This window comes from Salinicoccus cyprini (assembly GCF_007713705.1).
Classification (GTDB): Bacteria; Bacillota; Bacilli; order Staphylococcales; family Salinicoccaceae; genus Salinicoccus; species Salinicoccus cyprini.
This window is the reverse complement of record NZ_VMSJ01000001.1, coordinates 49,704-76,307: the sequence shown is the minus strand read 5'-3', so window position 1 is coordinate 76,307 and position 26,604 is coordinate 49,704. Positions and strand designations below refer to the sequence as shown.

19 protein-coding genes and 1 other annotated feature are annotated in these 26,604 nt (G+C 51.2%); of the genes, 1 reads left to right on the top strand and 18 read right to left on the bottom strand.

Annotation, left to right across the window (positions count from 1 at the left end):
* The 16 genes from FO441_RS00405 to FO441_RS00330 all read right to left on the bottom strand — a co-directional run bounded on the left by FO441_RS00405 (position 1) and on the right by FO441_RS00330 (position 20,527).
* Entirely contained in the window at positions 1-1,407 is a 1,407-nt protein-coding gene (locus FO441_RS00405) for an alpha-amylase family glycosyl hydrolase (protein ID WP_145284180.1), read from the bottom strand.
* A 132-nt stretch (positions 1,408-1,539) separates the two neighbouring features.
* Complete coding sequence (locus tag FO441_RS00400; protein WP_145284177.1) at positions 1,540-1,914, bottom strand: YisL family protein; 375 nt, start codon at positions 1,912-1,914, stop codon at positions 1,540-1,542.
* Between the two features lie 54 nt (positions 1,915-1,968).
* Positions 1,969-2,871: a fumarylacetoacetate hydrolase family protein gene (locus tag FO441_RS00395; protein ID WP_145284174.1), complete on the bottom strand. Its 903-nt coding sequence runs from the start codon at positions 2,869-2,871 to the stop codon at positions 1,969-1,971.
* 49 nt (positions 2,872-2,920) lie between these two features.
* Complete coding sequence (locus FO441_RS00390) at positions 2,921-4,030, bottom strand: DUF418 domain-containing protein (protein WP_186365432.1); 1,110 nt, start codon at positions 4,028-4,030, stop codon at positions 2,921-2,923.
* Entirely contained in the window at positions 4,020-7,463 is a 3,444-nt protein-coding gene (gene addA / locus FO441_RS00385) for a helicase-exonuclease AddAB subunit AddA (protein ID WP_145284168.1), read from the bottom strand. Before addA ends, FO441_RS00390 begins: the two co-directional genes overlap by 11 nt.
* On the bottom strand, positions 7,444-10,953 hold the full coding sequence (locus FO441_RS00380) for a PD-(D/E)XK nuclease family protein (RefSeq protein ID WP_145284166.1): 3,510 nt from the start codon (positions 10,951-10,953) through the stop codon (positions 7,444-7,446). The genes addA and FO441_RS00380 overlap by 20 nt, the downstream gene beginning before the upstream one ends.
* 43 nt (positions 10,954-10,996) lie before the next feature.
* A complete protein-coding gene (gene lepB, locus FO441_RS00375; protein WP_145284163.1) occupies positions 10,997-11,530 on the bottom strand; it encodes a signal peptidase I in 534 nt (177 codons plus the stop codon).
* Positions 11,531-11,542: 12 nt separating this feature from the next.
* Positions 11,543-12,133 (bottom strand): TVP38/TMEM64 family protein, encoded by a 591-nt coding sequence (locus tag FO441_RS00370; RefSeq protein WP_246094959.1) that lies wholly within the window; start codon positions 12,131-12,133, stop codon positions 11,543-11,545.
* A gap of 91 nt (positions 12,134-12,224) precedes the next feature.
* A complete protein-coding gene (locus FO441_RS00365; RefSeq protein ID WP_145284157.1) occupies positions 12,225-13,547 on the bottom strand; it encodes a glucose-6-phosphate isomerase in 1,323 nt (440 codons plus the stop codon).
* 72 nt (positions 13,548-13,619) lie between these two features.
* Complete coding sequence (gene trpA, locus FO441_RS00360) at positions 13,620-14,417, bottom strand: tryptophan synthase subunit alpha (protein ID WP_145284155.1); 798 nt, start codon at positions 14,415-14,417, stop codon at positions 13,620-13,622.
* On the bottom strand, positions 14,414-15,619 hold the full coding sequence (trpB, locus tag FO441_RS00355) for a tryptophan synthase subunit beta (protein WP_145284152.1): 1,206 nt from the start codon (positions 15,617-15,619) through the stop codon (positions 14,414-14,416). The genes trpA and trpB overlap by 4 nt, the downstream gene beginning before the upstream one ends.
* A complete protein-coding gene (locus FO441_RS00350; protein WP_145284150.1) occupies positions 15,591-16,226 on the bottom strand; it encodes a phosphoribosylanthranilate isomerase in 636 nt (211 codons plus the stop codon). Before FO441_RS00350 ends, trpB begins: the two co-directional genes overlap by 29 nt.
* On the bottom strand, positions 16,227-16,991 hold the full coding sequence (gene trpC / locus FO441_RS00345) for an indole-3-glycerol phosphate synthase TrpC (protein WP_145284147.1): 765 nt from the start codon (positions 16,989-16,991) through the stop codon (positions 16,227-16,229).
* 1 nt (position 16,992) lies between these two features.
* Positions 16,993-18,012, bottom strand: a complete 1,020-nt coding sequence (gene trpD, locus FO441_RS00340; protein ID WP_145287244.1) for an anthranilate phosphoribosyltransferase — start codon at positions 18,010-18,012, stop codon at positions 16,993-16,995.
* Positions 18,013-18,324: 312 nt separating this feature from the next.
* Positions 18,325-18,556 (bottom strand) — a binding site (T-box leader).
* Between the two features lie 99 nt (positions 18,557-18,655).
* On the bottom strand, positions 18,656-19,846 hold the full coding sequence (locus FO441_RS00335) for a MalY/PatB family protein (protein WP_145284143.1): 1,191 nt from the start codon (positions 19,844-19,846) through the stop codon (positions 18,656-18,658).
* Positions 19,847-19,927: 81 nt separating this feature from the next.
* Complete coding sequence (locus tag FO441_RS00330) at positions 19,928-20,527, bottom strand: TetR/AcrR family transcriptional regulator (RefSeq protein WP_145284140.1); 600 nt, start codon at positions 20,525-20,527, stop codon at positions 19,928-19,930.
* 132 nt (positions 20,528-20,659) lie between these two features.
* Between FO441_RS00330 and FO441_RS00325 the strand changes: the two genes are divergently transcribed.
* Positions 20,660-23,962, top strand: a complete 3,303-nt coding sequence (locus tag FO441_RS00325) for an efflux RND transporter permease subunit (RefSeq protein WP_145284136.1) — start codon at positions 20,660-20,662, stop codon at positions 23,960-23,962.
* A 68-nt stretch (positions 23,963-24,030) separates the two neighbouring features.
* Here FO441_RS00325 and FO441_RS00320 read toward each other — a convergent pair whose 3' ends face one another.
* The gene (locus FO441_RS00320; protein WP_145284134.1) at positions 24,031-25,275 is read right to left on the bottom strand and encodes a Glu/Leu/Phe/Val family dehydrogenase; all 1,245 of its coding nucleotides are present in this window, start codon (positions 25,273-25,275) and stop codon (positions 24,031-24,033) included.
* A gap of 70 nt (positions 25,276-25,345) precedes the next feature.
* Positions 25,346-26,539 carry an ornithine--oxo-acid transaminase gene (locus FO441_RS00315; RefSeq protein ID WP_145284130.1) on the bottom strand — a complete coding sequence of 398 codons (1,194 nt, stop codon included), beginning with the start codon at positions 26,537-26,539 and terminating at the stop codon, positions 25,346-25,348.
* Positions 26,540-26,604: the final 65 nt, after the last annotated feature.

The following is a 26,604-nucleotide window of genomic DNA, read 5'->3' as shown; positions in this document are numbered from 1 at the left end:
CTATCTGCGTCTACTTCTTCTTGCCGCCATCCAGACGAAAATGCCAAAGCCACCGAAAATGAGGAGGCCGGCGTAGAGATAGCCGTTATTGAATCCACGTTCTTCGATGACTGCGTAAAGCTCCGTCTCCTCCCTGTCGAGCACGGCAAGGAAGGCATCACCTTCCATATCTCCGCTGCGCAGCAGATCGCCGATCAGCAGGCCACTGAGCATCTTGCCTTCGTCCTCATCTTCCATCGGTATTTCAACGTTCTTTGTGACGGAACTATCGTTGATGTTCAAAATGAAATCGACATCCGAGGCGTGATATCGCTGGACGTAATGACCGCCTTCATTTTTTATCACTTCACGCTCACCCTGATACATCTGCGGGTGTTTTGAGAATACTTCATTGATTGATACGATATAGTCGACGACTTCCTGGTCGGTCCATAGATCCATCTGCGGATGGATCTCCGGGATGTCATCACCACTGAAGGCGACTTCTGTTCCATACTGGAATGCGATGGCACCGGGATAGCCGTAGAAATAAGCTGTCAGCTGGCTGATGCGCTTTCCTGGGAACATGTTGGCTTCCACTGCATGTGTGGTGAAGCGTTCCGTAAACCAGTGGTCTGCAAGCAGCAGCGAACCATCTGTCGGATAGTCCGGAATTTCGGTATCTGTTGTACTGAATGCTTCAACGATTGCGTCCCGCATCGCCGGATCGGTCATATGATCGAAGCCTTGGGCGGTGATGCTTTCATCTTCGACGATGCCGTATGTCTTCACACCTTCCGGCATGAAACTGGCGGCGTCCAGTCCGTCCTGGACGATATTCATGCTCAGACCATCGACGTCATACGTATTGACGAATGCCTGTGCCATCTCCTGATACCGCGCCTGGTTATCGGCATTTCTGAGATCGATGAATTCTGTCTGCACGCTGTCGTAGTAGCTCTGCTGAATGTCGTTCAGCTCCGGATCATCCAGCGTTTCATACCCTGTTGTTGCAGTCACCGGCATATCGACGACGACTTCCATATCACGCGCGTGGGCTGCATCGATCAGACTCCGGAATGCTTCCGCTCCGCCGAATGCCGCTTCGATCTCCTCATAGCTTTCGACACTGTAGCCGAGATAGTCGTCATCGGCCTTTTCAAATACCGGGGAGAGCATCAGTGTATCGAATCCCATCTCCTGTATGTACTCGAGATTATTCTCGATGCCTGCAAAGTCGCCTCCGAATGGCATCGCTTCATCCATGTCCTCCGTCACATTGACGTCGTTGGTGTCGTTGCCATTGAGAAAACGGTCGACGATAATTGTATAGATGCGCTCAGGCTCTTTGTCCTGTGCAGAAGCTTCGGGACTGGAAATGCCGATGGCTGCGAGCAGGACCGCCATATATATCACTAGTTTCTTCATTGCTATCCTACCTTCTATTTTTATATTGACAGTATACTAGATAAAATTTCAAAATAAGCCCATGTCAATAAACGTTCACAAATTTACATTAAAAAAGGCACTCTGTAAAGAGTGCCTGAACCCTCATGCAGCCTATGAGAAAAGTGCGCTCAATGGACCTGCCGGCAGATAGATGCCAAGGGCGATTGTCACAATCAGGAATACTGTCAGTATGATGACCATTGTTCGGCCAGTTCCGGATTTGCGCTGTCTTACCAGTGCCATCTCCATCAGACCGATCGAAATGAGTCCGGCCAGGAACTTCAGACCGTACATCATCTGGTTGCCGCTTCCGAAATCGAGGAACATCATCAGACCTGTGAAGATGACGATCAGGTAGATGAGTCTCAAAACCATGTGCAGCGGTTTCGAGTATGTGGACTGGCCATCCGGAGTATCCACCGAATTGTACGTAATGATGAATAGGATGACTGCCAGCACGATTGCTGTCAAATGCAAGTGTATCATCGAATCTTCCTTTCAAATATGAATCATCAATATCTTATCATATTTCAGGAGAGATTACTTGCCAATATATGTCGTCAATGTACCGATGCCATTGATCGAAATGCGGACTTCATCACCCGGCTGCAGATACTGTGGCGGCTTCATGCCTGCACCCACGCCGCTTGGTGTGCCTGTAGCGATGACATCACCCGGTTCGAGCGTGACATATTTGGATACTTCCGCAATCAGTTCATCCAGTTTCAATACCATTTCCTTTGTGCTGCCGTCCTGTCGGATCTTGCCGTTGACTTTCGTCACGATGGAAGTCTGCTCGGGATTCGGCAGCTCGTCCTTTGTGACGATGAAGGGTCCCATCGGGCATCCGCCCTTCAGGCTTTTTGAAAGGAATGCCTGATGATGGGCCTTCTGAAGATCGCGTGCTGTAATATCATTGATGATCGTGTAGCCGTATATATAGTCGAGCGCCATTGAACTCTGGATCTTCTCGGCACGCTTGCCGATGACCACACCGAGCTCCCCTTCGTAGTCGAGCTGGGATGTGATGTCCTGGTGGTTCGGAATCGTCTCTTCATCCCCTGCGAGACTTGTCGCCGCCTTGGTGAACACGTACAGGCTATGCACTTCGTTGTTCAGCTCTTCCGCATGCGACTTGTAGTTCCTGCCGAAAGCGATGACGTTGTTCGGTGGGGTCACGGGCGCACGGAATGTAATTTCATTGAATGGCGCCTTGTACTTGTCCGCCTTCCCTGACTGCTGTGCCTTTTCCACTAATTTTCGGACATGTTCCTGGAAATCCAGTGTGTGGTATTTGGAAATACCTTCTAACAATGTTTTGGGATAATTTTCGTCATCTCCGAAAGCTTCAAAAAGCTTCGGAAGAATCCATGCACTTTCCTCACGTTTTACTTTAACGCCATAGTAGGTCTGATCCCGATAATCGAATGTTAGAAATTTCATGGAATACGCTCCTTAATATGTGTATTTCCTTCATTATAACAGACTATATCTATTTGTTGATTCCATTTTCAGAATTATTGGTGAATAATTTCTCCAGGCTGCTGATCTTGAACCGGTGCATGACCGTCGCCAGCACCATGAGGAAAATATAGACTACGAGTGCCATCCAGATCATGCCGGTGATTTCCAATTCTCCGTAGAGCCGCATCCCGATACCGTAGAATATCAGCATGAAAATGACATTCGAAAGAATATAGAGTGTCAGTGCATATCTTCCCATACGTCCGAAAATCTCCAGAATGCGCGCCGGCACCATGACCGTCAGCTGGATCAGCAGTACAAAGTAGCCGAGCGCGAGCACCGGGCCGCCGAAGTTCTCCGCCAGCAGCCGGCCGCTGTAGCTGCCGAGTGTCAGCACCTGGATGATCTTTATTGCCATGCCGCCGCCTGCCAGGATGATGAACAGGAATGTGCTTAGCAGCAGGTTTGATTTTGCGAACTTTGCGATACCGATCTGGCCGAGGCTGATACCGATGAGCAACCATGGCAGCACGGTGAACACGAGCCCATACAACGTGCTTGGTCCATTGGCTGAAAAGATTTCGATGTTCAGGCTGATCATCGCAAAGTAGTCGGTATTCGTAAATACACTTGTGTAGTTGTTGACGTCCTGCAGGGCAGTATAGATGATATCGCTCGGCGAACCGATGTCCGTAAACAGGCTGACCAGTACATTCGCCACCAGGTGGAACAGGAAAAGCGCCATGCCCGAGATGAATGTGACTGCAGATCCGGTTCGCAGGAAAAATAGGGCGACAAGCGTCATCAGTGCAAGACCCGGCAGAAAGTCGAATGCAAAAATGAAGAAGGTCTGGACGATGCCGAGTGCGAGTACGAAGGCTGTAATCTTGGCCAGGTTGCCGATGCCATAGCTTTTGAATTGATGGATGGTGTAGCCGATGGCGAGTGCCACGAGCGGCACGATGGCGCCACCGATGAATATATCAAGAACCTGATAGCTGCTCAGGTTGCTGCCGCTCAAATACTCATATGGATTCAATGCATCAAAGGGCATCATGAAATGCAGGCCGTTCAGCAGCAGTACACCTATCAGTATAATGCCGAGCAGCATGCTTGGACGTTGTCTATCATTTATCAAATCTGATCGCTCCATAGTCAAAGAAATATAGGTATACCGTAACATCTTTCTGCAGCGCCTGCATCAGCGACCGTCTGTAGATATCCATCTGTGTGCTGTACCGTCCGATCAGGTCCGCCTCTGTCAGTCCGGTTTGGTGGACACGGTCCGTCTTGTAGTCGATGATGACGAAGTCATCCTCCATTTCAAGCAGGGCATCGACGATCCCCTGCACCATCTGAAGATCGAAGTCTGAATAGCCGATGGCCTTCTGGTTCATGATGAACGGTATTTCGGTGTGGATCGAACGCTGCTGTTCAAGCAGACCGCACATCGTATCATCACTGAGGAAATGATGGATGTTTCGGATCATCTGTGCCTGGTGCTCAGGTGTGATCAGCGGATCGTCCGAAGTATTCTCCAGAATCATCTGTTCAATGAATGCGTCCCGTGCCTCACCCGCGAGCTTGCGGAGGTCGTCATAGCGGTTGAGCAGATGCATCATCATCTGGTGCATCATCGTACCGAAGACCGGTGCGTCGAGCGTATCATTGCGGAAGTTCGGTGCCCTGAAATTCGGTGTCCGGTCATACCGGATGATGGCACTATCGTCAGGCGGCGTCTCGTTCCGCCGTTTTATTTCCGTCACCGATTCCTTGTACACCGTCTCCGTCGCCTGCGTGTGCGGATAGCGGTAGAGGATCCGTTCCTTCAGCAGCTGGTTCCCGCCTATCTTCATCGCTTCAATGTCATCAAGTGACGTGTGCCGGATTGCCTGGGGCGCCGCTTCCACCTCTTCGATGTGATGGATTCGGAGTGCTTCCATCGGCGTATTGACGAGCACCGGTGAAAGCAGGTCCTGGATGCTGCGGATCGACAGGCGGTCATCGGCGTGGACCTTGCCGCCTTCATAAGTGAACTTTTCGGTCATCCCGGCTTTGTAGACGAGCGGGATGATCAGCTGGTCGATGGCACGCGTCATCGCCACATAGACGAGGCGCATCTCCTCGCTGATCCGCTCCTGCTGGATCATCTGGCGCACCACCTGCTGATGGATGCTCGGCAGGATGACCTGGTTATCCGGCATGAAACGCTTGAAGGCGATGCCCGCATCCGGATGGATGGTCACCTTCTTCATCAGGTCCATCATGTTCAGCTGCCTATAGAGGCCGGCATAGATGACGTAGCTGAATTCGAGGCCCTTTGATGCATGGATCGTCATGACACGCAGCGTATCTGCATCATCGGACACGGTATTCTCCTCGCCGAAATCCTGTCCATCCTCGATCATGCGATGGATGTACGCAATGAATTCATACAGCGACAGATGCGACATCTTCTCGAACTCCATGGCCTTTTCAATGAACCCGTTCAGATTGGCACGGCGGGTCAGCCCACCTTTCAGTCCGGCGAAATACTCCACAATATTGAGTTCCACATAGATCTCATCGATCAGCTCCGGCACACTCATGTATCTGGCATAGGACTGCAGTGTCCTATGCGCATCCATGAACTCGTCGATCTTCTTCATGACGAGCGCCGGTCCTTCGTACTGCACCAGTGCTTCATACATGTAGTCGCAGTCTGAGACTGCGCGTATGTGCGCAATGTCGTTTTCGGTGAAGTTGAACATCGGCAGCCGCATCGTGCCGACGAGGTGGTCATCCTGAAGCGGATTATCGACGATGGATAGTATGCTGATCATCGTGCGGATTTCGAGTGTGTCGAGATAGCCGGAACGGTTGTTGACGAACACCGGCAGCTCCGCTTCCGACAGCAGCTTGCGGTAGGCTTCGTTATCGCGCGTATTGCGGGTCAGGATGACGATGTCATTGTAGTCGGCACCCTTCTTTTTCAGCTGCTTGACGACTTGTGCAATATGCACGATTTCAGCATCATCTCCGCGGCTTTCGGCATCTTCGATGATGTGGACTTCCGACGGCAGCGGCGGGGCATCGAGATGGTTGCCCTGGACGAGGCGATGGGTTTCATCATATTCCACTTCCCCCACTTCCCTGTCCATGATGCGCTCAAATACCGCGTTGGTCAGATCGATCACTTCTCCACGGGAACGGAAATTGTGGTTCAGACTGATGAGTTTGCCGCTGTCCGGGGCACCGAACCGTTCCGACTTCTCGATGAAAAGTGACGGATCGGCCTGTCTGAACTTGTAGATGGACTGCTTGACGTCGCCCACCATGAACAGGTTGCCTGACGTTTCGTCGCCGGTTTTGAGCGACTGGATGATGGCTTCCTGGACCCGGTTGATGTCCTGGTACTCATCAATCATGACTTCCTTGAAGCGGCTCTGGTACAGCTTTCTCACCGCACCATCCTGTGCATTCAGAATAGCCAGTGCATAATGCTCATAGTCTGAGAAGTCCATTTCATTCCGTGACAGCTTCTGGTTCTGGAAGCGGTCGATGACATCGGCAACGATCCGGATCAGCACATTGCTCGGTCCATTCATCGGTGCCATTTCATCGGCTACGCGCTCGAGCGTATAGGCGCGTGCATCCTTTATTCCCGTATAGCGCTTCTTCACTCGGTTCTGCAATGCGAGCAGCTGTGCTTTCTCGTCCGGATCCTCAATGTTTTTGATGAAGGCAGTACGTCCATCCTTGAGTGCAAATGGCGGCAGTTCGGCAAGCTCGCCATTGCGGTTCGCTTCGATCGACTGCATGACCTTCCGGGCAAGTGCCTCGAGTGCGTCAAAGGCATCGCGGACCTGGGCATCCTTGATCGTGCTGTGCGTCACGGTGTTGTAGTGGTGGCGCAGCAGATCGACGTCATTCATCAGAGCATCGAGCTTCAGCCTGATATTATGATCATGGGCATCGAGAATCGACTGCAGGTGACCGGTATTGTGGTACTGGTCGATATTGCGTTCCAGATAGCCGCGCGGATCGGGACTGGCCACTGCGGTATAGTAGAGGTCACGGACCGTGTTCAGCAGGCCGTCATTGCTCTTGTCGGTCGACAGCATCATGGCAAGTGTGTTGAAGTCCGGCTCCCCTTTCGAATAGTACGCTTCAAGCACATTCGAAATGACCTGATCGAGGCGGATTTTCATCTCAACATCACCAAGCGTCCGCATATCAGGCGACAGGCCGATGGTGTTGTAGTGCATCTGGATCAGGTGCAGGCAGAAGCTGTGCAGCGTGGAGATATGCGCTTCCTTCAGCTTGAGCATTTCGTTGTAGATGTTCGGATCACGCTTTTCCTGGTAGGCGCCCCTGAGCGCCTTCTCGATCTTGTCCTTCATATCCCTGGCGCTCATATTGGTGAAGGTGGCGACGAACACCCCGTCGATGCCGTAGCGCCCGTCAAGCACCCGGCGGATGATCCGCTCGACCAGGACCGTCGTCTTGCCGCTGCCTGCTGCAGCGGCAACCAGAACGTCCGACCCTTCATATTCAATTGCTTCAAGCTGCCTATCTGTCCACTGGACCATCGATCGACACCTCACTTTCAAATAGACTCACTGCTTCTTCATTCAACTCATTTTTCCGTACATCCTGACGGTTCATCAGGGCATCGATATGGCATGCAGATTTGAAATCGCACATTTCGCATGCGAGCCGCCTGTTGCCTGCATCCATCGCCATCGGCGAGGCGAGCACTTCGCCGCCATAGATTTCATCGGTCGCGTTCTGATACATGTCCATGATGCGGCGGGCGTAGTGGTCGAACAGTGCGGGACTGAAGTACTTGCCTTTCGTCCGTGCGTTGATCTTGCCGTTTTTCGACACGGATATCGGCAGGTAGTCGCCGTATTCCTTGAAATCTTCGAGACCGGACAGCATGCCGCCGATGCCGACGGAACTGTCGTCAAGCACCGTATCATAGGCCTCGCTTTCATTGATGAAGACGCCATCCGGCCGCATGCGCTTTTTATGCTCGCGGGCCACATCCTCAGGTTCAGCTTCATCGTCAAGGGAGAGCAGCGGATCCTTCACCGGGAAGAACAACATGCTGTTCGGCATGATCTTCTCCTTGCCGAAATAGGCCGGCCCTTTTGTCATCAGTACATGCATGTAGGTCATCATCTGAAGCTCGAGACCGTTCAGCACGCCCTCGCGTGAAATGCTTCTGGCACTCGACTTGTAGTCGATCAGGTTGACATAGGCGCCTTCCCCCGTTTCATACATGTCGACGCGGTCGATCTTCCCGCGCAGATGGATCTGATAGCCATCTTTGCTCGTCAGCGTCATCTCTTCCATCGGACTATCCTTGAAGCCGAAGGACAGTTCCACATCGGCAATCCTGTACTCCCCGAGATTCTCGATCTCCTTCATGAACAGAAGGAGCTTGATGATTGCATCCCTGGCACGTGATTTGAGTGACTGGTAGTATCCGCTGTGCTCGAAGATGCCGAACTGGATCGCCTGCGAGAAGCGTTCGATGGACTCCGCCACCTGTGCCTCTATTCTGTCTTCATCATGGTCGAGTGTATAGTCGAGGCTCTTGACGACATCATACAGCACTTCGTGGTACAGGTTGCCGAGCTCAAGCGGTGCCACCTGGTACGGCTTTCTGACCCGGAGCTTTAGGCCATATCTGCTGAAGTGCTGGAATGGACACCTGAAAAAGGACTCGAAACGGGACACACTGGCGTTCATTTCCTCGGAATAGAGCGCTTCGGCCACTTCACGTGACAGGGTGCCGGCACGGTTGTCATAGGTGAGATTGCGCCTCATTCTCGGATATACATCGTGCCAGCGTTCCTTCATCAGTACATGGTAGGCTTCAACCCAGCCTCTGTATTCAGGCAGCCTGAGAAATTCCGCCGGGTCGCTGACAGGTGCTGTCATCATCTCGCGCACTTTCAGGTGTAGTGTGGGCTCCATGCTTTCTATGGAGGTGATGAGACGGGTCGGATTGAAGCGGTCGTACTCGCTTGTGCGCCTGTACTCATAGTTCCGCACTCGTTCTGGTCCGGGCAGCATTTCATCGACGAAGGGACTGATCTTCGTCACTTCACCCGATGGCAGTGTGGCGGACCAGCTGAGATAGAGCCCTTCGGTGGCGCGCGTCACGCCGAGATAGAAGACGAAGCGTTCATCCTGGCTGAGTGTCCGGGAGTCCGGTGACAGCTCGATGTCCGCATTTTCGAACACCATCTTCTCCTCGTCCGAGATGAGGTCCGTATTGCGGCTCTCACGCGGCATGACATCGCGGTTCAGACCGATGATGAAGATGTATTTCTTATTTTCCACTTTGGACAGATCGAGCGATCCAACCATGACTTGGTCGATGGTCGACGGCAGCAGGCTGAACTCCGCATTCTTCAGCCCATCGATGAATGTCTCATAGAAGATTGCGAATGACACCTGCTCGTCGTCAAAGACCGTATAGGCATCATCCAGCAGACGGATGAACATATTGTAGGCCTGCTCGGTCTCATCCCTCGTCTGTATTTCGTGACGCGCATCGAGTGTTTTCATCTCTTCTGCAAGCTTGTCCAGTATGTCCTCCTCGAGGACGAAGTTGTAGATGGCATTGATATAGTCGCGGACCGTCTGCTCTTCCCTGAATGCCTTGAAGAGGCGTTCAAGCTTGCCGAGGACCTGATTTTTAAACTGGATCAGCCCGGCATGGGCATCACTTCGATCCACCCGTCTCACGCCATACTCGGTCACTTCCATATGGTAGCGGAACTGGTCGTCATCGAACAGTGCAGCGCCGTTCAGCCCGCGTTCAAGCGCAAAGTTCTCAAGCTGGTCGATATGGTGCCTTTCCGAAGCCTCGCACAAGTAGCCCGTCTTCAGTACATTCATGAAGGCACCGAACTCATAGTTCCTCATGTAGCACTCGAGCAGGCTCATTATGAACTGGACGAATGGATGGGCGCGCATCGGCACCTTCTTGTCGATATGGTAGGATATATTGTATCTTCTGAAGGCCGACTGGATGACCGGTTCATAGTTCGTGTCGCGGTAGAGTACACCGATATCCGTATAGTATGCCTTGCCGTCGAATACGAGCGATTCGATCTCCCTGGCCACATCATTAACTTCCTCAAGGACATTCGGCGCCTCTGTGAAGATGACGCCGTCGTAGTCGTAGATCGGGTCCCCGAGATCGAAGTAGCGTTCGACCTGGATCAGACCGCTTCTGCTGGAGCGTCTGAAATCCTCCCCGAAATGCTCGAAAGCCAGTTTGTCATCGCCGAGCAGATACCGCAGACGCTCGATGACTGCATCAGTCTTTCTGAACAGCTGCTTGTTCGTTCCCTGGTGGGTCAGCAGCAGGTTGATGTCACGGACCCGGGTTTCAAGTGCCTGGATCAGCGCAAATTCGCTTTCCGTGAAGTTGTGGAAGCCATCGATATAGATGACAGCATCTTCAAGCGATCGGATCGGCGTATCCGAATACAGCAGGTTGATGAACTGGTCGGTCAGGTTGATGTCCTCGATCTGGAGTTCCGTAATGCGCTTCTCCCAGCTGCGGTAGATGATCTCAAGATCATGCATCTTGTCCTGTACACGTCCCGCAGGAGCGTCCACCCGCTGGAAATCATCCGGTGATACACGGTAGGAGCGGAACTCGCTCAGCATATCGAGCACCTTGCCTGAAAATTTTATGTACTGCGCACTGTCGCGATAGAAATCGAACTCCGCCTTCATCTCATTCATCATCTTGTGGATCAGCATGATATGCCCGCTCTCGGACAGTGCATCACGCGTGGAGTGGCCCGTTTCATTGAAAATATGCCACATCAGCCGGGCGAAGCTGAACACCGCTGTACGCAGGCTGCCGACGCCGGGATTCTCATCCGTCGGGTTGGTGATGATGTTCTCATACCTCAATGTGTTCTGCGTCGGGGTGATGATATAGATGCTTGAACCGAGCGGCGCCGCACTTGTGATGTCATTGATTTCCTCGAACATCTGCCGTGTCTTGCCGGTCCCGCTGATTCCCGTCCAGATATTGATTCCCATATTTTCCTCTCCTTATGCAAAAGACACCCCTCAGGGTGCCCTCCTATTCAAAATTCACTGCAATCCTGTTCAGCGGCCAGAATCTCAATTGTACTTCTCCGACAATCTGGGATTCGTCCACCGTACCGAAATCACGGCTGTCACGGCTTACAGGCCGATTATCCCCAAGCACGAGATACTTGTCCTCGGGGAGTGTCTCGCCGTCCACCCCGAGCTCCGGCAGCGTGAAATTATCCAGGTACGTATCTTCCGTATGCACAACATAATCCTCTTCGAGCGGTTCACCGTTCACATAGACCTGCTTGTCCTCCATCGTCACCGTATCCCCCGGCGTACCGATGATCCGTTTGACATAGGCCGGTCCCGCTTCCGAATGGAAGACGACGACATCCCCCGTCTCATACTCGCTGAAGTGCTGCATGAATTTATTGACAACGACCCGATCCTCATCTTCAAAAGTCGGATCCATGCTTAGACCATCCACAGTATAGGAAACGAATAGAAACGACCGGATAATGATAATGAGTACGACAGCAACGATGATTGCGACAAGCCACTCACCAATTTCCTTCTTCACTCGACTTCACCTCTATTTCTCTAGTTTGCTGTTGATATATTTCTGGTACCACTTCGAGAAGAAATAGAGCAGTACCAGGAAAACAATTGAAATCGTCAACTGTAGCGGTGAAGTGAAAAATGATGTGATATCGTAACCGACAACTGACATCAGCAGAATCATGATCGCTTTTGCTACAATCAATATACATAAGTATACGCTTTTTCTAAGATTCGATAAAGCTGCGATGACATTGATGACTGAACTTGGAGTAAAGGGTATGGACAGCAGAATCAGCAGGAAGGCAAACCCCTTGTGATCGACAAATCTCAGCATACTGCTGAGCTTTTCGTGTTTAACAATGTATTTCTGAGCGGGCTTTCTGAGAAAGTATCTGACCGTCAGAAACACAAGGTAGCTTCCGAGGACGGTTGCCGAGTAGCTTGTCAGAAAGCCCAGAATGAGTCCGTACGAATTGAGATTGATGATTACAATCGCAAACAGTGGCAGAAAAGGCAGGAATGCCTCCGCCATCGCAAGCAGGAAACCGACAATGATGCCAATCGCTTCGACTTCCTCAAACAGTGATTCCAATCCTTCCTGAGTCGTAAATTTTTCAAGCAATGTCCGAAATTCCACACACATGACCTCACATATCTAATAAAGGCTATATTACAGTGTAATATAGCCTGACTATCCATCAATTATATAATTTTTAATTGAGCCTGTCATTCAATTGCTTTTTAAGATCTTCATAGCCTGATTTTCCAAGAAGTGCGAACATGTTCTGCTTGTATGCTTCAACACCCGGCTGATTGAACGGGTTGACGCCGAGCAGATATCCGCTCATCGCACATGCAAGCTCGAAGAAGTAGGCCATATAGCCGAATGTATATGCATCAAGCTTCGGTACAGTGACGATCATGTTCGGTACACCACCATCTACATGAGCAAGAATGGTTCCGCGCATGGCCTGATGGTTCACCTCATCGACCGTCATGCCTTCAAGGTAGTTGAGACCATCGAGATCCTGTTCCTCCGCCTCGATCGTCACATCACTGAGTGGCGTCTCTACATTGATGACCGTCTCCATCAGCATGCGTCTGCCTTCCTGGATGTACTGGCCAAGTGAATGCAGATCCGTGGTGAAGTTGGCGCTGTGCGGCAGAATTCCCTTGTTGTCCTTGCCTTCACTCTCGCCGAAGAGCTGCTTCCACCACTCGCCGAAGTAGGACAGGCGTGCGTCATAGTTGATCAGCATCTCCACATCATAGCCTTTATTGTACAGGGCGTTGCGGACGACTGCATACTGGTACGCCGGATTGCTTTCGAGCGATGCTTCCTGGAGCTCGTCCATGGCAGCACGTGCACCTTCCATCATTGCTTCGATATCAATGCCGGATGCTGCAATCGGCAGCAGGCCGACAGCAGTCAGTACCGAGTATCTGCCACCGACATCATCCGGTACGACAAACATTTCATAGCCTTTTTCACGGGCCAGCGTGTTGAGCGCACCCTTTTCCTTGTCCGTCGTTACATAGATGCGTTCCGTCGGGTTGTCATACTTCTCTTCAAGCAGCTTCTTGAAGACACGGAATGCAATGGCAGGTTCCGTTGTTGTTCCGGATTTGCTGATGACATTGATTGAAAAGTCCTTGCCACCAAGGTAGTCCTTCAGCTCATTCATATAGTGGCTTGAGAGCTGATGTCCGGCAAATACGATTTCCGGTCCATCATGCCCGAATGCCGGTGTCAGCATTTCTACTGCCGCTTTCGCGCCCAGATAGGATCCACCGATACCGATGACCACGAGCACATCGGAATCCGATTTGATCTTTTCAGCAGACTTCTGAATGCGGGAGAACTCTTCCTTGTCATAGTCTTCAGGAAGTTTCACCCAGCCCAGGTAGTCGCTGCCGGCACCTGTGCCTTCATGAATCATGTCATGCACACTTGATACAAACGGTGACAGGCCGGAGAGTTCCGCTTCGTTCATGAATGACGCTACATTGGAATAATCGAATTTGATATGTGTCATAGTATCCTCCAAATAAAGTTTTTTTCTATCATATACAATTATATTGTATTTAAAACCGGGATACTATTTCAATCAATTTGACGCATTTATTGCAATATCTGCATTTTCCGGGATGAGCGCCTCTATTTCTTCGATATTATTCTCATGCATCAGCTCGACGATTCTGCTGCCGACGATGACGCCGTCGCAGTGTGAGCCGACCGCCTCCGCCTGTTCACGGCTGCCGATGCCGAAGCCGGCACAAACGGGTACATCGGTCATTTTCGAAATGCTTTCCAGATGATCGTACAGTGAGGCATCAAATCCTGCTCTTGCGCCTGTCGTCCCCCTGACCGTTACGGCATAGATGAACCCTTCGGCCCCTTCCATCACTTCCTTGATCCGTTCTTCCGAGCTGCTCAGCGTAATGAAGCGGATCATGGTGATGTCATATCTTCGGAGCGGCACTTCGAATTCTCCGGATTCTTCAAGTGGCACATCCGGCATGATGACACCGGAGACACCGGCCTCATCGGACATCTCAGCAAACGTGTCCGCACCGAGTCGCAGTACCGGATTGGCATAGGTCATGAGCACCACCGGAATGGATATGTCATCTTTGATCCGGGCGAGTTCCTCGAGAATGCCTCTGAGCGTGACCCCTTCTGCCAGTGCGCGCTGGCCTGCCGCCTGGATGACCGGCCCATCCGCCACCGGATCGGAGAATGGGATGCCGAGCTCGATGACAGAAGCCCCTGCCGCTTCAAGCGACAGCATCTGATGCTTCAGGTTTTCAAGGCCGCCGTCTCCGGCCATGATGTAGGCGATGAATGCTTTCTTTCCTTCGTTTCCAAGTGATTCGAAAGTCTGCTCCATTTTCATTCTGCTCATAGTTCTCTTCCTTCCTCACGTGCTTTGACCTGGGCGACATCCTTATCGCCGCGGCCGGATAGGCAGATGACAAGGATTTCATCCGATGTCATTTCCGCTGCCACCTTCATGGCATGAGATACTGCGTGGGCGCTCTCAAGCGCCGGGATGATGCCTTCCGTGTGCGACAGCATCTTGAATGCCTCGAGCGCCTCTTCATCCGTCGCATGGGCGTATTCAGCCCGGCCGAGTGATTTCAGATGGCTGTGCTCCGGTCCGATGCCCGGATAGTCGAGCCCTGCGGATATGGAATATGCTTCCTGGACCTGTCCCGCTTCATCCTGCAGCAGATGCATCTTCGATCCGTGCAGTATGCCGACATGCCCTTCATTCAGTGATGCGGCGTGCTGGCCACTCTCGATGCCATGGCCGGATGCTTCCACACCTATGAGGCGGACATCCAGGTCGTCGATGAACGGATGGAACATGCCGATGGCGTTGCTGCCCCCGCCGATGCATGCAACGACTGCGTCCGGCAGCCGACCTTCCTTGTCCAGAACCTGCTCTTTCGTCTCCCTGCCGATGATGGACTGGAAGTCACGGACGATCTGCGGGAACGGATGCGGTCCCATGACCGAACCGAGAATGTAGTGCGTGTCCTCGACATTGGCCACCCAGTAGCGGAGTGCCTCATTGACGGCATCCTTCAGTGTTCCCCGTCCCTGGTCGACACTGACCACTCTGGCGCCGAGCAGCTCCATTCTGAAAACATTCAGCTCCTGGCGTTTCACATCCTCCTTGCCCATGAAGATGACACATTCAAGCTTGAGCAGTGCGCATACGGTTGCCGTTGCAACACCATGCTGACCGGCGCCGGTTTCCGCAACCACTTTCTTTTTGCCCATTTTTCTTGTAAGCAGCGCCTGGCCGATCGTATTGTTGATCTTGTGTGCACCCGTATGGTTCAGGTCCTCTCGCTTCAGGTAGATTTTTGCACCGCCCGCCTTTGCTGTCAGCTCTTCCGCAAAATAAAGCGGCGATTCACGGCCGACATAGTCTTTAAGATAGTGATTGAGTTCCTTCTGGAACACTTCATCATGCTGCGCTGCCTTATATTCCGCTTCCAGTTCCTTGATGGCGCCCATCAGCGTTTCAGGGACATATCTGCCGCCGAAATCTCCGTAATGGCCGCTCTCATTCGGCTGTGTATAAGTCTGTTCCATTTCCATCGACACCTTTCATCTGTTCCATCAGTTCATGGATTTTATTTTCATCTTTCATACCGTCGGTCTCCGCACCGCTCGAAATATCGACACCGGCTGGCCGGACCGAATCGTATGCTGCCCGGATATTGCTGCTGTTGATGCCGCCGGCCATGATCAGCCGACTCCTATCGAGTGCCGGATCATCCAGCGCCGACCAGTCGAAAGCGTGGCCGGTGCCCCCGCGGTACTTGCCGGGCGGACTGTCGATCAGTATATGATCCGCTTCATATCGGAACATCTCTTCAATGCGCATCTGTCCGACGGAAAAAGCTTTGATGACCGGAATATCGAGTGTTTTGACATAGTCTTCCGACTCATCCCCATGCAGCTGGACGTAGTCGAGCCCGACTGCCTGATGGACATGTTCCACTTCATCAGCAGGCGCATTGACGAACACCCCGACGGTTTTGACACGCCCTCTGACCGCATCCGCAATTGCGCGTGCCGCACCAATATCCACTTTTCGGCGGCTCGGCGCAAAGACGAAGCCGATCATGTCCACACCTGCATCCGCTGCCCATTCCGCCGCTTCGATCGACTGGATGCCACAGATTTTTATTTTCATCTACAGCGCCACCTTGAGGGATTCTATGACCTGTTCCGGATGTTCCGCACGCATCAGGGTTTCACCGACCAGCAGTGCACGTGCCCCGGCATCTTTCATGCGTCTCGCATCTTCCTCAATCCGGATGCCGCTTTCTGCAATAAAGATCGTATCGGCGTCACCGAATTCTTCGAGCAGCTGTTCGGTGTTGGCGATATCCACTTCGAATGTTTTCAGATCACGATTGTTGATGCCGATGATTTCAGGCTCCAGTTTGAGCGCCCGTTCCATCTCCGCCTTCGTATGCACTTCAACGATGCATTCCATGCCGTAGCTCGCGGCGTGGTCATAAAGCCGCTTCAGCGTCTCGTCATCCAAAGCTGCCACAATGAGCAGGATGATATCGGCACCATAGAGGTACGCGCGGTCGATCTGCCGTTCGTCTATGATGAAATCCTTGTTCAGTACGGGCACATCGACTGCACATTTTACAGCTTCAAGATCTCTGAGCGATCCTTTGAAGTAGTTGCGGTCGGTCAGGACCGAGATGACATCGACACCGCCCTTTACGTATTTCTCGGCCTGCGCTTTCGGATCGATATCAATGTTGATGTCGCCTTTAGACGGTGATGCCCGTTTCACCTCGCCGATGACCGACATCGTATCGGCATTTTCAAGACGTTTCTTGAAAGATGCCGGTCTGCGGCTTTTTATGATCTCCTGTGTGCCCATCGCTTCTATCTCAATACGTTTATAAGAAATGATTTCTTCCAGTATCGCTGCCATTCTACATCCCGCCTTTTTGTGTATAGTTGATCAGATGATCCAGCTTGGACAGTGCCCTGCCTGAATCGATGCTTTCTCTTGCCATTTCAATGCCTTCTCTGATCGTTTCAGCCTTACCGGCGCTGAAAAGACCGATTCCCGCATTGAGAAGAACGGTATCCCGTTGGGCGGGTGTTGCTTCGCCGGAGAGTACATTGGTAAGTATTGCTGCATTTTCCCGGCTGTCCCCGCCTGTAATGTCTTCCAACGTGTATGTCGGAAGACCGACTGATTCCGGTGTGAATGTCACGTTCGTTATGACACCGTCATCGAGCAGTGTCATATGGTTCTCACCGAGCAGTGATGCCTCATCCATCGAGCCGGCACCGTTGATCACGACCGCCCGTTTCCTTCCGAGCCGTTTCAGTACGTGTGCCATCATTTCGACCTTGTCTTTCTTATATACCCCAAGAAACTGGTAATCAAGTTTTACAGGATTGATCAGCGGTCCGATCAGATTGAATATGGTCGGTACTTTAAGATCGTTCCTCACTTTCATCACCTGCTTGATCTTCGGATGGGCATGGGGGGCAAACAGGAACGCGATGCCATTCGTATCCAGCAGCACGTCGATATCCTCGGTATCGAATGCCAGTGACACACCGACCTCGGATAGAACGTCCGAGCTGCCGGTCCGGCTGGTCACGCTGCGGTTGCCGTGCTTGGCCACTTTTATGCCTGCACCTGCCAGAACGAAAGCCGATGTTGTCGAGATGTTGAAGCTGTTGGAGCCATCACCGCCGGTCCCGCAGTTGTCCATGACTCCTTCAAGGTGCCGATGGATCGGCATGGCGTGTGTGCGGAGCACTTCCACAAGTGCTGCAATCTCCTCAACCGTCTCTCCCTTGGCTTTCAGACCCATGAGAAACGCTGCAACTTCGCTGTCGGTCACGGATGTGGTCAGAAGTATCGATACCGCTTCATGCATTTCATCAAAGGTCAGATCAATACGTTCGGATAGTTTTGCCAGATATGGTTTCATACTTCCTGTCACTACTGCTTCCACTGCTTCTGATTTCATCTTTTCTACCTCCCAGAATATAAAAAATCCTCCATAGACCCATGGTCTATGGAGGACGATTTCACCGCGGTGCCACCTCGTATTGAGCGCACTGCGCTCCAGCTTCATATCGCGTAACGTGCGAAGGACGGACGCATTCTGATCAGGCCCATTCATAGGACATGCATGCATCGGTTCCAAGCAATCCCGACTCTCTGTGCCATGCAGTGTGCTACTACTTGTTCTGATATGCGCTGTTTTCTTTTTGAATGCAAAAAGGCTCCCCTGTCTCTTAAAAAGGACGGGGAGCCGTGGTGCCACCTTTATTGACCGGATTATATCCGATCCACTCAAGATACGGATGCACTGCATCAGTATCAGCCATGTAACGTTGGGTAGACGCCAGTGCCTTAGGGGCGACTGGTTATACAGAAGTCCATTCACAAGATCATTGCACCGGTTCGCACCGTCCACCGGCTCTCTTTGGCATTGAGAAATTGCTACTTCTCTTCTTCAATCATTATATATTTTCTTGATTGGATATCATACTAATACATGTCGGAGACAATTACAACCCCAAAGTTTAAAAAAGAGCTTTTTATTTCAGAATTATTCGTCTTTTATCCTAGTGCAGATCACTAAATGCCTTTTTGATGCGGTTCATCGCCTCTTCAAGGACAGAGCGTGGGGACGGCACACAGATCCTCTGGTAGTCGTTGCCTTCAGGTCCGAACATCCTGCCATCCTCAAGGAGCACATTCGCTTCATTGTAGATGCGGTCATGGACCTCGCGCTCGGAAATACCGTAGCCGCTGAAATCCATCCACAGGACATACGTGCCCGCCGGCCGACGGACTTTGACCTTCGGCATCTCACGCGTGAGGAAATCGATGACGAAGTCGATGTTGCCATCAATATACTCCCGCACCTGCCTGAGCCACTCATCCCCTTCATTATACGCTGCAATCAGTGCTGCAACGGTGAACGGGCTCGGCAGGCTCATGCCCTGCTCCTCCTGGAACTTCGTCCTGAGTGCTTCATCCGGAATGACGACGTTCGTACAGTGGAGTCCCGCCAGGTTGAAGGTCTTGTTGATGGCGGTCAGTGTCACGATATGATCTGTATGGACGGTGGTTTTGATGATCGGCGTGAACGACTCACCGATGCGGATCAGGTCGCCGTGAATCTCATCAGCGATGATGATGACATCATTTTCACGGCAGATTTCCGCCAGGCGGCCCAGTTCATCCGGACGGATGATATTGCCGGTCGGATTGTGCGGGTTGCACATGATGAACATGGATGTATCCTCTTCTTTGGCCAGTGCTTCAAACCCCTCGAAGTCGATGCTGTACCGGCCATCCTCGCCGCGTATCATTGCATTATTTTTTACCACACGGTCATTATTCTCAATTGCTGAAGTGAACGGCGGGTATACCGGGCGCTGGATGATGACGCCATCACCCTTCTCGGAGTAGGCCTTGACCGCTACATTTAGTGAATGGACGGTTCCAGGTGCATAGATGATCTCCTGCTTTTCGATCTGCCAGTCATATTTATCGGAAAACCATTTCTGTATGGATCCATAGTAGGCATCCGGGGCGATCGTATAGCCGAATATCTGGTGATCGACCGTCCTTCTGAGTGCTTCGACGATCGGTTCGGCCACCTGGAAATCCATATCGGCAGTGAACAGGGGAATCGTGTCCTCATCGTAGCGTTCCGTCAGTCCGAACTCCTTGATCATCTCACCGCCATCCCATTTCATGGCGTAGGTATTTCTTCTGTTGATCGGTGTATCGAAATCGTATCTCAATCTGATCGCTCCTTCCAGTAGTCGCATATGATGCAATTATAAACTTAAAACGGCAGGATATGAAATCATTGAACCGGATTGCTAGCTGCCGGTCTTCCGATCATTTAGCATGCCCGATGTGATATTCAGCAGACCATCGTGGGAAATCCGTTCATAAAGGATACTTAGTTCATCCTCTGTAATATTGCTTTCATTTTCCACCCATAGCTGATACATGTTGATCATACCGGAAATATGATATTCAATCAGATATTCATATTCCTTTATTTCCCTGATGTCGATTCCGCGAACAAAATCCATGATGATGCCTCTTACTCTTGCCTTAAGTTCATGTGTGAACTTCGGGTCTCCCCCTGGGCCAAGCAGAATGGCGATGCGCTCTCCGTGATTCTTGATATACTCGGACACGCCGTTGATCGACTCTTCAATAACACCATCGTTATTCTGTATTTCTTTCAATGGATCTATTATCATATCTTCTGTAGGCATCAATGCCGATTTCTGTATTTCCAGCACTTCATAAACATCCGAAAAATATGTATAGAATGTTCCTCTATTGTACCCGGCGAGGTCTGTAATATCTCTGACGGTGATCCTTTCTATCGGCTTTTCGACATAAAGCGACCAGAAGGCTTCCAGCAGATTATTCCGTGTCACTTCTTTTCGACTTAAATTCGCCATATTTCCCTCTCCTTTTCAACACTCGTCGCTCGATTGTTTATTGATTCCTTTATATAATTTAACTAGCATTGAATATTGTACAACATGTTGTTGGATTTTAGTAAACATATAAAATAATTAGGAGTGAAAATTTTGAAGTTAGCGGATTTTTCGATAAGAAGACCGAAATTTACCATCGTCGTCATGATCATTCTGATACTTCTCGGAGCTGTATCACTGACCAGACTGCCTCTCCAGCTTCTGCCGAATGTGCAGCCGCCGGTTGCTGCGGTGGCAACCACATACCAGGGCGCCGGACCTGAGGAAGTGATGCAGGATGTTACACGGCCACTGGAAGCCGAACTGTCGACCGTCAGCGGTCTGACGAACATCAGCTCGCAATCACAGGAGAGTTCATCCATCGTCATTCTTGAGTTCGGCTATGATATGACAATCGATGAAGTGGAAAATGAAATCACCCGCACCATCGGTGATGTCGATCTGCCTGAGCAGGCGGGTGAACCTTCCTTCCTTGAATTCGATATTACCATGTTCCCGAGCATGACCATGGCTGTTACATCCGAAAACGAAAGTGTCAGCGAATTCCAGGGTCAGGTGGACGACCTGATCAGTGAACTTGAAAATATCAACGGTGTCGCTTCAATCAGTGAAACCGGAAATATTACGGAAGAGATCAGTGTCACACTGGACACCGAAGCACTGGAGCAGTATCAGCTGAGCCAGAGTGATGTCGCAGGCATCATCGAAGCGAACAACATCTCCATTCCGAACGCCACCATCGTCGATGAAGAGGCGGGAGAGTCCATCACTACACGCACAGTCAGCAGCATCGACGGCGTGGAGTCCCTCCAGCAGCTGACTCTGCTCGATCTGCCTGAGAATGGCGGCACCGTGACACTGGATGATGTGGCGGACGTCGCCATCACCGAGGTGGAGAACGATGTCATTACACGCCTGAACCAGGAAGATGCCATGCAGATCGACATGAGCCTGTCTTCAGATGCCAATGCTTCGACTGTAAATGCCGAATTCCGCTCCGTACTGGAAGAGCAGCTCGCCATGGAGGAGTTCGAAAACCTGACGGTGGAGACGCTGTACGATGAAGGGGAATACATAGATGTTGCCATCAACAGCGTCTACCTTTCACTGATCAGTGGTGCGATTCTTGCGATGGTTGTCCTGTTCGCCTTCCTGCGCAACCTCAAATCACCGCTCATCATCGGTATCGCCATTCCATTTTCAGTCATCACGACATTTGCACTGCTGTTCTTCACCGACATCAGCATCAATATGATGACGCTCGGTGGACTTGCACTCGGAATCGGTATGCTTGTCGACAATGCCGTTGTCGTCATTGAAAACATATACAGGCACCTATCCATGGGCAAATCACCAAAGCAGGCAGCAAGCGACGGCGCCAAGGAAGTTGCAGGTGCAATCACTGCATCGACCATGACGACTGCTGCCGTCTTCCTGCCGGTCATATTCGTCAGTGGACTGGTCGGCCAGCTGTTTACGCCATTTGCGATCACCGTCGTATTCAGTCTGCTGGCATCACTGTTTGTTGCACTGACTGTCGTACCCATGCTTTCAAGCCGCATCCTCAAGCCACTGCCGGAAAATGCAGAACACAGACGTCAGAACCGCTCCTACATGAAAGGCATCAGAAAACTGTCACGCTGGACACTTGCCCACCGCATGCTGGTGCTTTTCCTGACAGCAGTAATACTTGTCGCTGGTGCTGCCGGCATCTATCTGCAGGGCATCAACCTGCTGCCTGAGAGTGACGAAGGCGCACTGACTGTTGAAGTCACCATGCCGCAGGATGCCATCCTTTCCGACACAGAAGAGACTGTGCAGCGTATAGAAGAAAAACTTGAAGAATATTCCGAAGTGGATTTCTATATGAGTACCATCGGCTCCGGTTCCACCATGAGCCCGGTCAATGAAAGCAACGTCGGCAGTGTCATGGTTACACTTGTCGATCCAGGTGAACGCAACGTGACAACCAATGAATTCATCAGTGAAATTGAAAATGAAATAGAGAATGTCAACACTGCAGCCGAAATCGGTGTCAATCCGGTATCGCAGACAGGCACCGGATCCGACCCGAATACGTTGACACTGAATGTTGCCGATGAAAATTCAGAGCGTCTTGTGGAGTCTGAACAGACCATCATCGAAGCTTTGGAAGAGGACAGCAGAATAGAGAGCGTTGCTTCAAGCCGTGAGGATTCAGTTCAGGAACTCCAGGTCAGAGTCGATCGTGCTGCTGCACGTGAAAATGGCCTCCAGCCTGCTGAAATCGGTACGTCCATCTACGAGGCGACAAATGGCATTTCTGCTTCGACTGTAGATGAGGGAAGCAACTTCCTGACAATCAACGTCAAGTATCCTGAAAGTGTTACATCCAGCCTGGATGCGTTTGAAGATATCCAGATTGCAAATGGTCAGGGAGAATATATCCCGATCGGTGATGTATCAGAATTCCAGGAGGCTGAAACACTGCCATTGATCAATCGGGATGACCAGAGAGAAACATCAGAACTTACAGTCAGCTATGACCCGCAGATGAGCCTGAATGAAGCCGGAAGCCATGTACAGTCGATTCTGGATGATACCGACTTCAGTGATGAAACCGAGACTTCCATCGGTGGCGATCTTGAGCTGCTGACTGATGCAATCCCTCAGCTGGCACTTGCAGTCGTACTCGGCATCGTTTTCATCTACCTTGTCATGGTTGCCCAGTTCGAATCGTTCAAGCACCCATTTGTCGTACTGTTCTCCCTGCCACTCAGCATCATCGGTGTGATGTTCTCGCTGATCATCACAAACAATCCGCTCAGCGTCATTGCTGTAGTCGGCTTCATCCTCCTGCTTGGTATCGTCGTCAACAATGCAATACTTCTGATCGACTACATCAATCAGCAGAAGGAAAAAGGCATGCCGACGCTTGAAGCAATCGAAAAGAGCGTCCAGGACCGTTTCCGTCCGATCGTCATCACCGCACTGACCACTGCACTTGGTATGCTGCCGCTTGCCATCGGTATCGGTGAAGGTGCCGAACTTGTCGCACCGATGGGTATTGTTGTCATCGGCGGACTGGTCAGTAGTACATTCCTGACACTGTTCATCATTCCGATCATATACAGCTATTTTGACAGCGAAACAAGCAAGATGAACAAGAAGTATATGACGCCGGACGGTGACATCATTACACAGAAGGAAATTGATGCACAAAAACGCGAGGAAGAAAAGAACAGCCAGTCCGATGACTATGGCTACAGCTACAGCCCAGCCACGGACGACACAGACTATGATGCACCGAAAGTACAGGAGGAAGCACCATCACACGAAAAACGTGATGGCGATGCCGACTATATCGAAGAGCTCAAACAACTGCTCGACAGAATGAAAGAAGACAGAAGAAAGTAATAGAGAATCGCAAAAAAACCGGCTATCCGATGGATAGCCGGTTTTACTATGCAATGTAATGGATGGACCTATGCCCAGCCTCTGTAGCGTGCAGCTTCTGCAGTACGCTTGATGCCGATGATGTATGCTGCAAGTCTCATATCAATATGACGCTTCTCATGAAGATCGTAGATGTCATTGAACGCTTTCTTAAGCTTTATTTCGAGCTTCTCGTTCACTTCATTCTCATCCCAATAGTAGCCCTGGTTGTTCTGTACCCATTCAAAATAAGAAACGGTTACGCCACCGGCTGATGCAAGAACATCCGGTACGATGAGTTTCCCGTTGTCTGTAAGAATACGGGTCGCTTCCTTCGTTGTCGGGCCATTGGCCGCTTCACATATGATATCCGCCTTGACATCGTATGCATTATCTTCAGTAATCTGATTGGCGATTGCCGCCGGAATGAGTACATCACAGTCGATGCTGAAAAGCTCCTCATTCTTCAGTACTTCATCGAACAGGTTCGTCACCATGCCGAAGCTGTCACGACGATCGAGAAGATAGTCGATATCGAGACCATTCGGGTCATGAAGCGCACCGTTGGCATCCGAAATACCGACGATCTTGGCACCTTTGTCGGATAGGATTTTCGACAGGAAACTGCCGGCGTTGCCGAAGCCCTGGATGACGACCCGTATATCCTCCATTTTCATGCCGCGCTTCAGAAGTGCCTGTTCCAGGCAGATGATGACGCCCATCGCTGTGGCACGGTCCCGCCCCTGGGAACCGCCGAGAACAAGCGGTTTTCCGGTGATGAATCCAGGAGAGTTGAATTCATCGATCATGCTGTACTCATCCATCATCCACGCCATGATCTGGGAGTTCGTGAAGACGTCCGGTGCCGGTATATCCTTTGTCGGTCCGACAATCTGGGAAATGGCACGTACGTAACCGCGGCTGAGCCTTTCGACTTCTGCAATGCTCATCTCACGCGGATCGCATACGATGCCCCCTTTGCCCCCACCATACGGCAGGTTCACTATGCCCGATTTCAAAGTCATCCACATCGATAGTGCGACAACCTCTTCCTCATTGACATCAGGATGGAATCGCACGCCCCCCTTGGTCGGTCCAACAGCATCATTGTGCTGTGCACGGTAGCCGGTGAAGACTTTCACGGAACCGTCGTCCATGCGTACTGGAATACGCACTTTCAGAAGACGCATCGGCTCTTTGATCAGTTCATACATTCCCTCATCAAAGCCCAGCTTGTCCAGAGCTTCATGGATGATGGCCTGTGTGGAAGTGATAAGATTAGATTTATCTGACATTTTATATCCGCCTCTTTTATGGAACTGTTTTCACTGTTATTGTAACATATTAACTGCTGTTTGAAAGGGTTTATTTGGAGAGGACCTGCTTCACTTTTTCAAGCGCCCAGTCCAGGTCTTCCTGCGAAATGATGAGGGGCGGCGCAAAGCGGATGACCGTATCATGCGTTTCTTTGCACAGGATGCCCAGGTTCTTCAGTTCCTCGCAATATGGACGTGCAGATTCTGTCAGATCAACCCCGATGAACAGACCGCGTCCTCTCACTTCCTTGATCAGCGGACTGTCGATCTTCTCAAGCTCACCTTTGAAATAGTCACCGAGTTCAAGTGAACGTTCCACTAGATTTTCGTCAATCAGTACGTCGAGTGCGGCTTCGGACACTGCACATGCGAGCGGGTTGCCACCAAATGTGGAGCCGTGGGATCCCGGATTGAACACTTCAAGCACTTCCTTGTCGGCCACGATGCACGAAATCGGGAAGACACCACCGCCAAGCGCTTTGCCGAGTATGTACATGTCCGGTTTGACATCATCCCAGTCTGTCGCAAACATCTTGCCGGAACGGCCGAGTCCTGCCTGGATTTCATCGGCGATGAATAGGATATTTTGTTCATCACACAATTCTCTGACGGCTTTCAGGAAGCCTTCCGGTGGAATGTTGATGCCGGCTTCACCCTGGATCGGTTCAAGCAGAATTGCTGCTGTATTTTCAGTCACTGCCTCCCTGATCTGTTCAATGTCACCAAAATCGACAAGCTTTATGCCGTCGAGCAGTGGACCATAGCCGCGGCGGTACTCCGCTTCTGAAGACAGGGATACGGCAGCGAGCGTACGGCCATGGAAGTTCTGGTTCATGGCGATGATCTCCGCCTTGTTGTCCGCCACACCTTTCACGTCGTAGGACCAGCGGCGCGCTGCTTTGATCGCTGTTTCGACCGCTTCGGCTCCCGTATTCATCGGCAGTACCATTTCCTTGCCTGCAAGTCTGCATACCTTTTCATACCATGGACCGAGCCTATCCGAGTGGAATGCCCTGGATGTCAGAGTCAGCTTATCCGCCTGATCTTTCAGCGCCTGGATGATTTTCGGGTGCCTGTGCCCCTGGTTGACTGCGGAATATGCACTGAGCATGTCCAGATACTTGTTGCCTTCCGGATCCTTCACCCATACGCCCTCTGCTTCCGAGATGACCACCGGCAGCGGCTTGTAGTTTGGTGCACCATACTGTTCTGTCTGATTGATGATTTCCTGTGATTTCGTCATTGTCTCATCCTTTCCAAAAAACAGCGGGTGTGTGCCCGCTGTTCTGATTGTGATTTTTGATTGAA

Coding starts and splice junctions, on each gene's coding strand:
- FO441_RS00400 (WP_145284177.1), bottom strand. CDS start 1,914: ATGATACACTTGCATTTGACAGCAATCGTGCTGGCAGTCATCCTATTC.
- addA (WP_145284168.1), bottom strand. CDS start 7,463: ATGGTCCAGTGGACAGATAGGCAGCTTGAAGCAATTGAATATGAAGGG.
- FO441_RS00320 (WP_145284134.1), bottom strand. CDS start 25,275: ATGTCAGATAAATCTAATCTTATCACTTCCACACAGGCCATCATCCAT.
- trpC (WP_145284147.1), bottom strand. CDS start 16,991: ATGGCAGCGATACTGGAAGAAATCATTTCTTATAAACGTATTGAGATA.
- FO441_RS00350 (WP_145284150.1), bottom strand. CDS start 16,226: ATGAAAATAAAAATCTGTGGCATCCAGTCGATCGAAGCGGCGGAATGG.
- trpA (WP_145284155.1), bottom strand. CDS start 14,417: ATGAGCAGAATGAAAATGGAGCAGACTTTCGAATCACTTGGAAACGAA.
- FO441_RS00395 (WP_145284174.1), bottom strand. CDS start 2,871: ATGAAATTTCTAACATTCGATTATCGGGATCAGACCTACTATGGCGTT.
- FO441_RS00315 (WP_145284130.1), bottom strand. CDS start 26,539: ATGACGAAATCACAGGAAATCATCAATCAGACAGAACAGTATGGTGCA.
- FO441_RS00405 (WP_145284180.1), bottom strand. CDS start 1,407: ATGAAGAAACTAGTGATATATATGGCGGTCCTGCTCGCAGCCATCGGC.
- FO441_RS00380 (WP_145284166.1), bottom strand. CDS start 10,953: ATGGGAATCAATATCTGGACGGGAATCAGCGGGACCGGCAAGACACGG.
- trpB (WP_145284152.1), bottom strand. CDS start 15,619: ATGGAACAGACTTATACACAGCCGAATGAGAGCGGCCATTACGGAGAT.
- trpD (WP_145287244.1), bottom strand. CDS start 18,012: ATGAAACCATATCTGGCAAAACTATCCGAACGTATTGATCTGACCTTT.
- FO441_RS00365 (WP_145284157.1), bottom strand. CDS start 13,547: ATGACACATATCAAATTCGATTATTCCAATGTAGCGTCATTCATGAAC.
- FO441_RS00330 (WP_145284140.1), bottom strand. CDS start 20,527: ATGGCGAATTTAAGTCGAAAAGAAGTGACACGGAATAATCTGCTGGAA.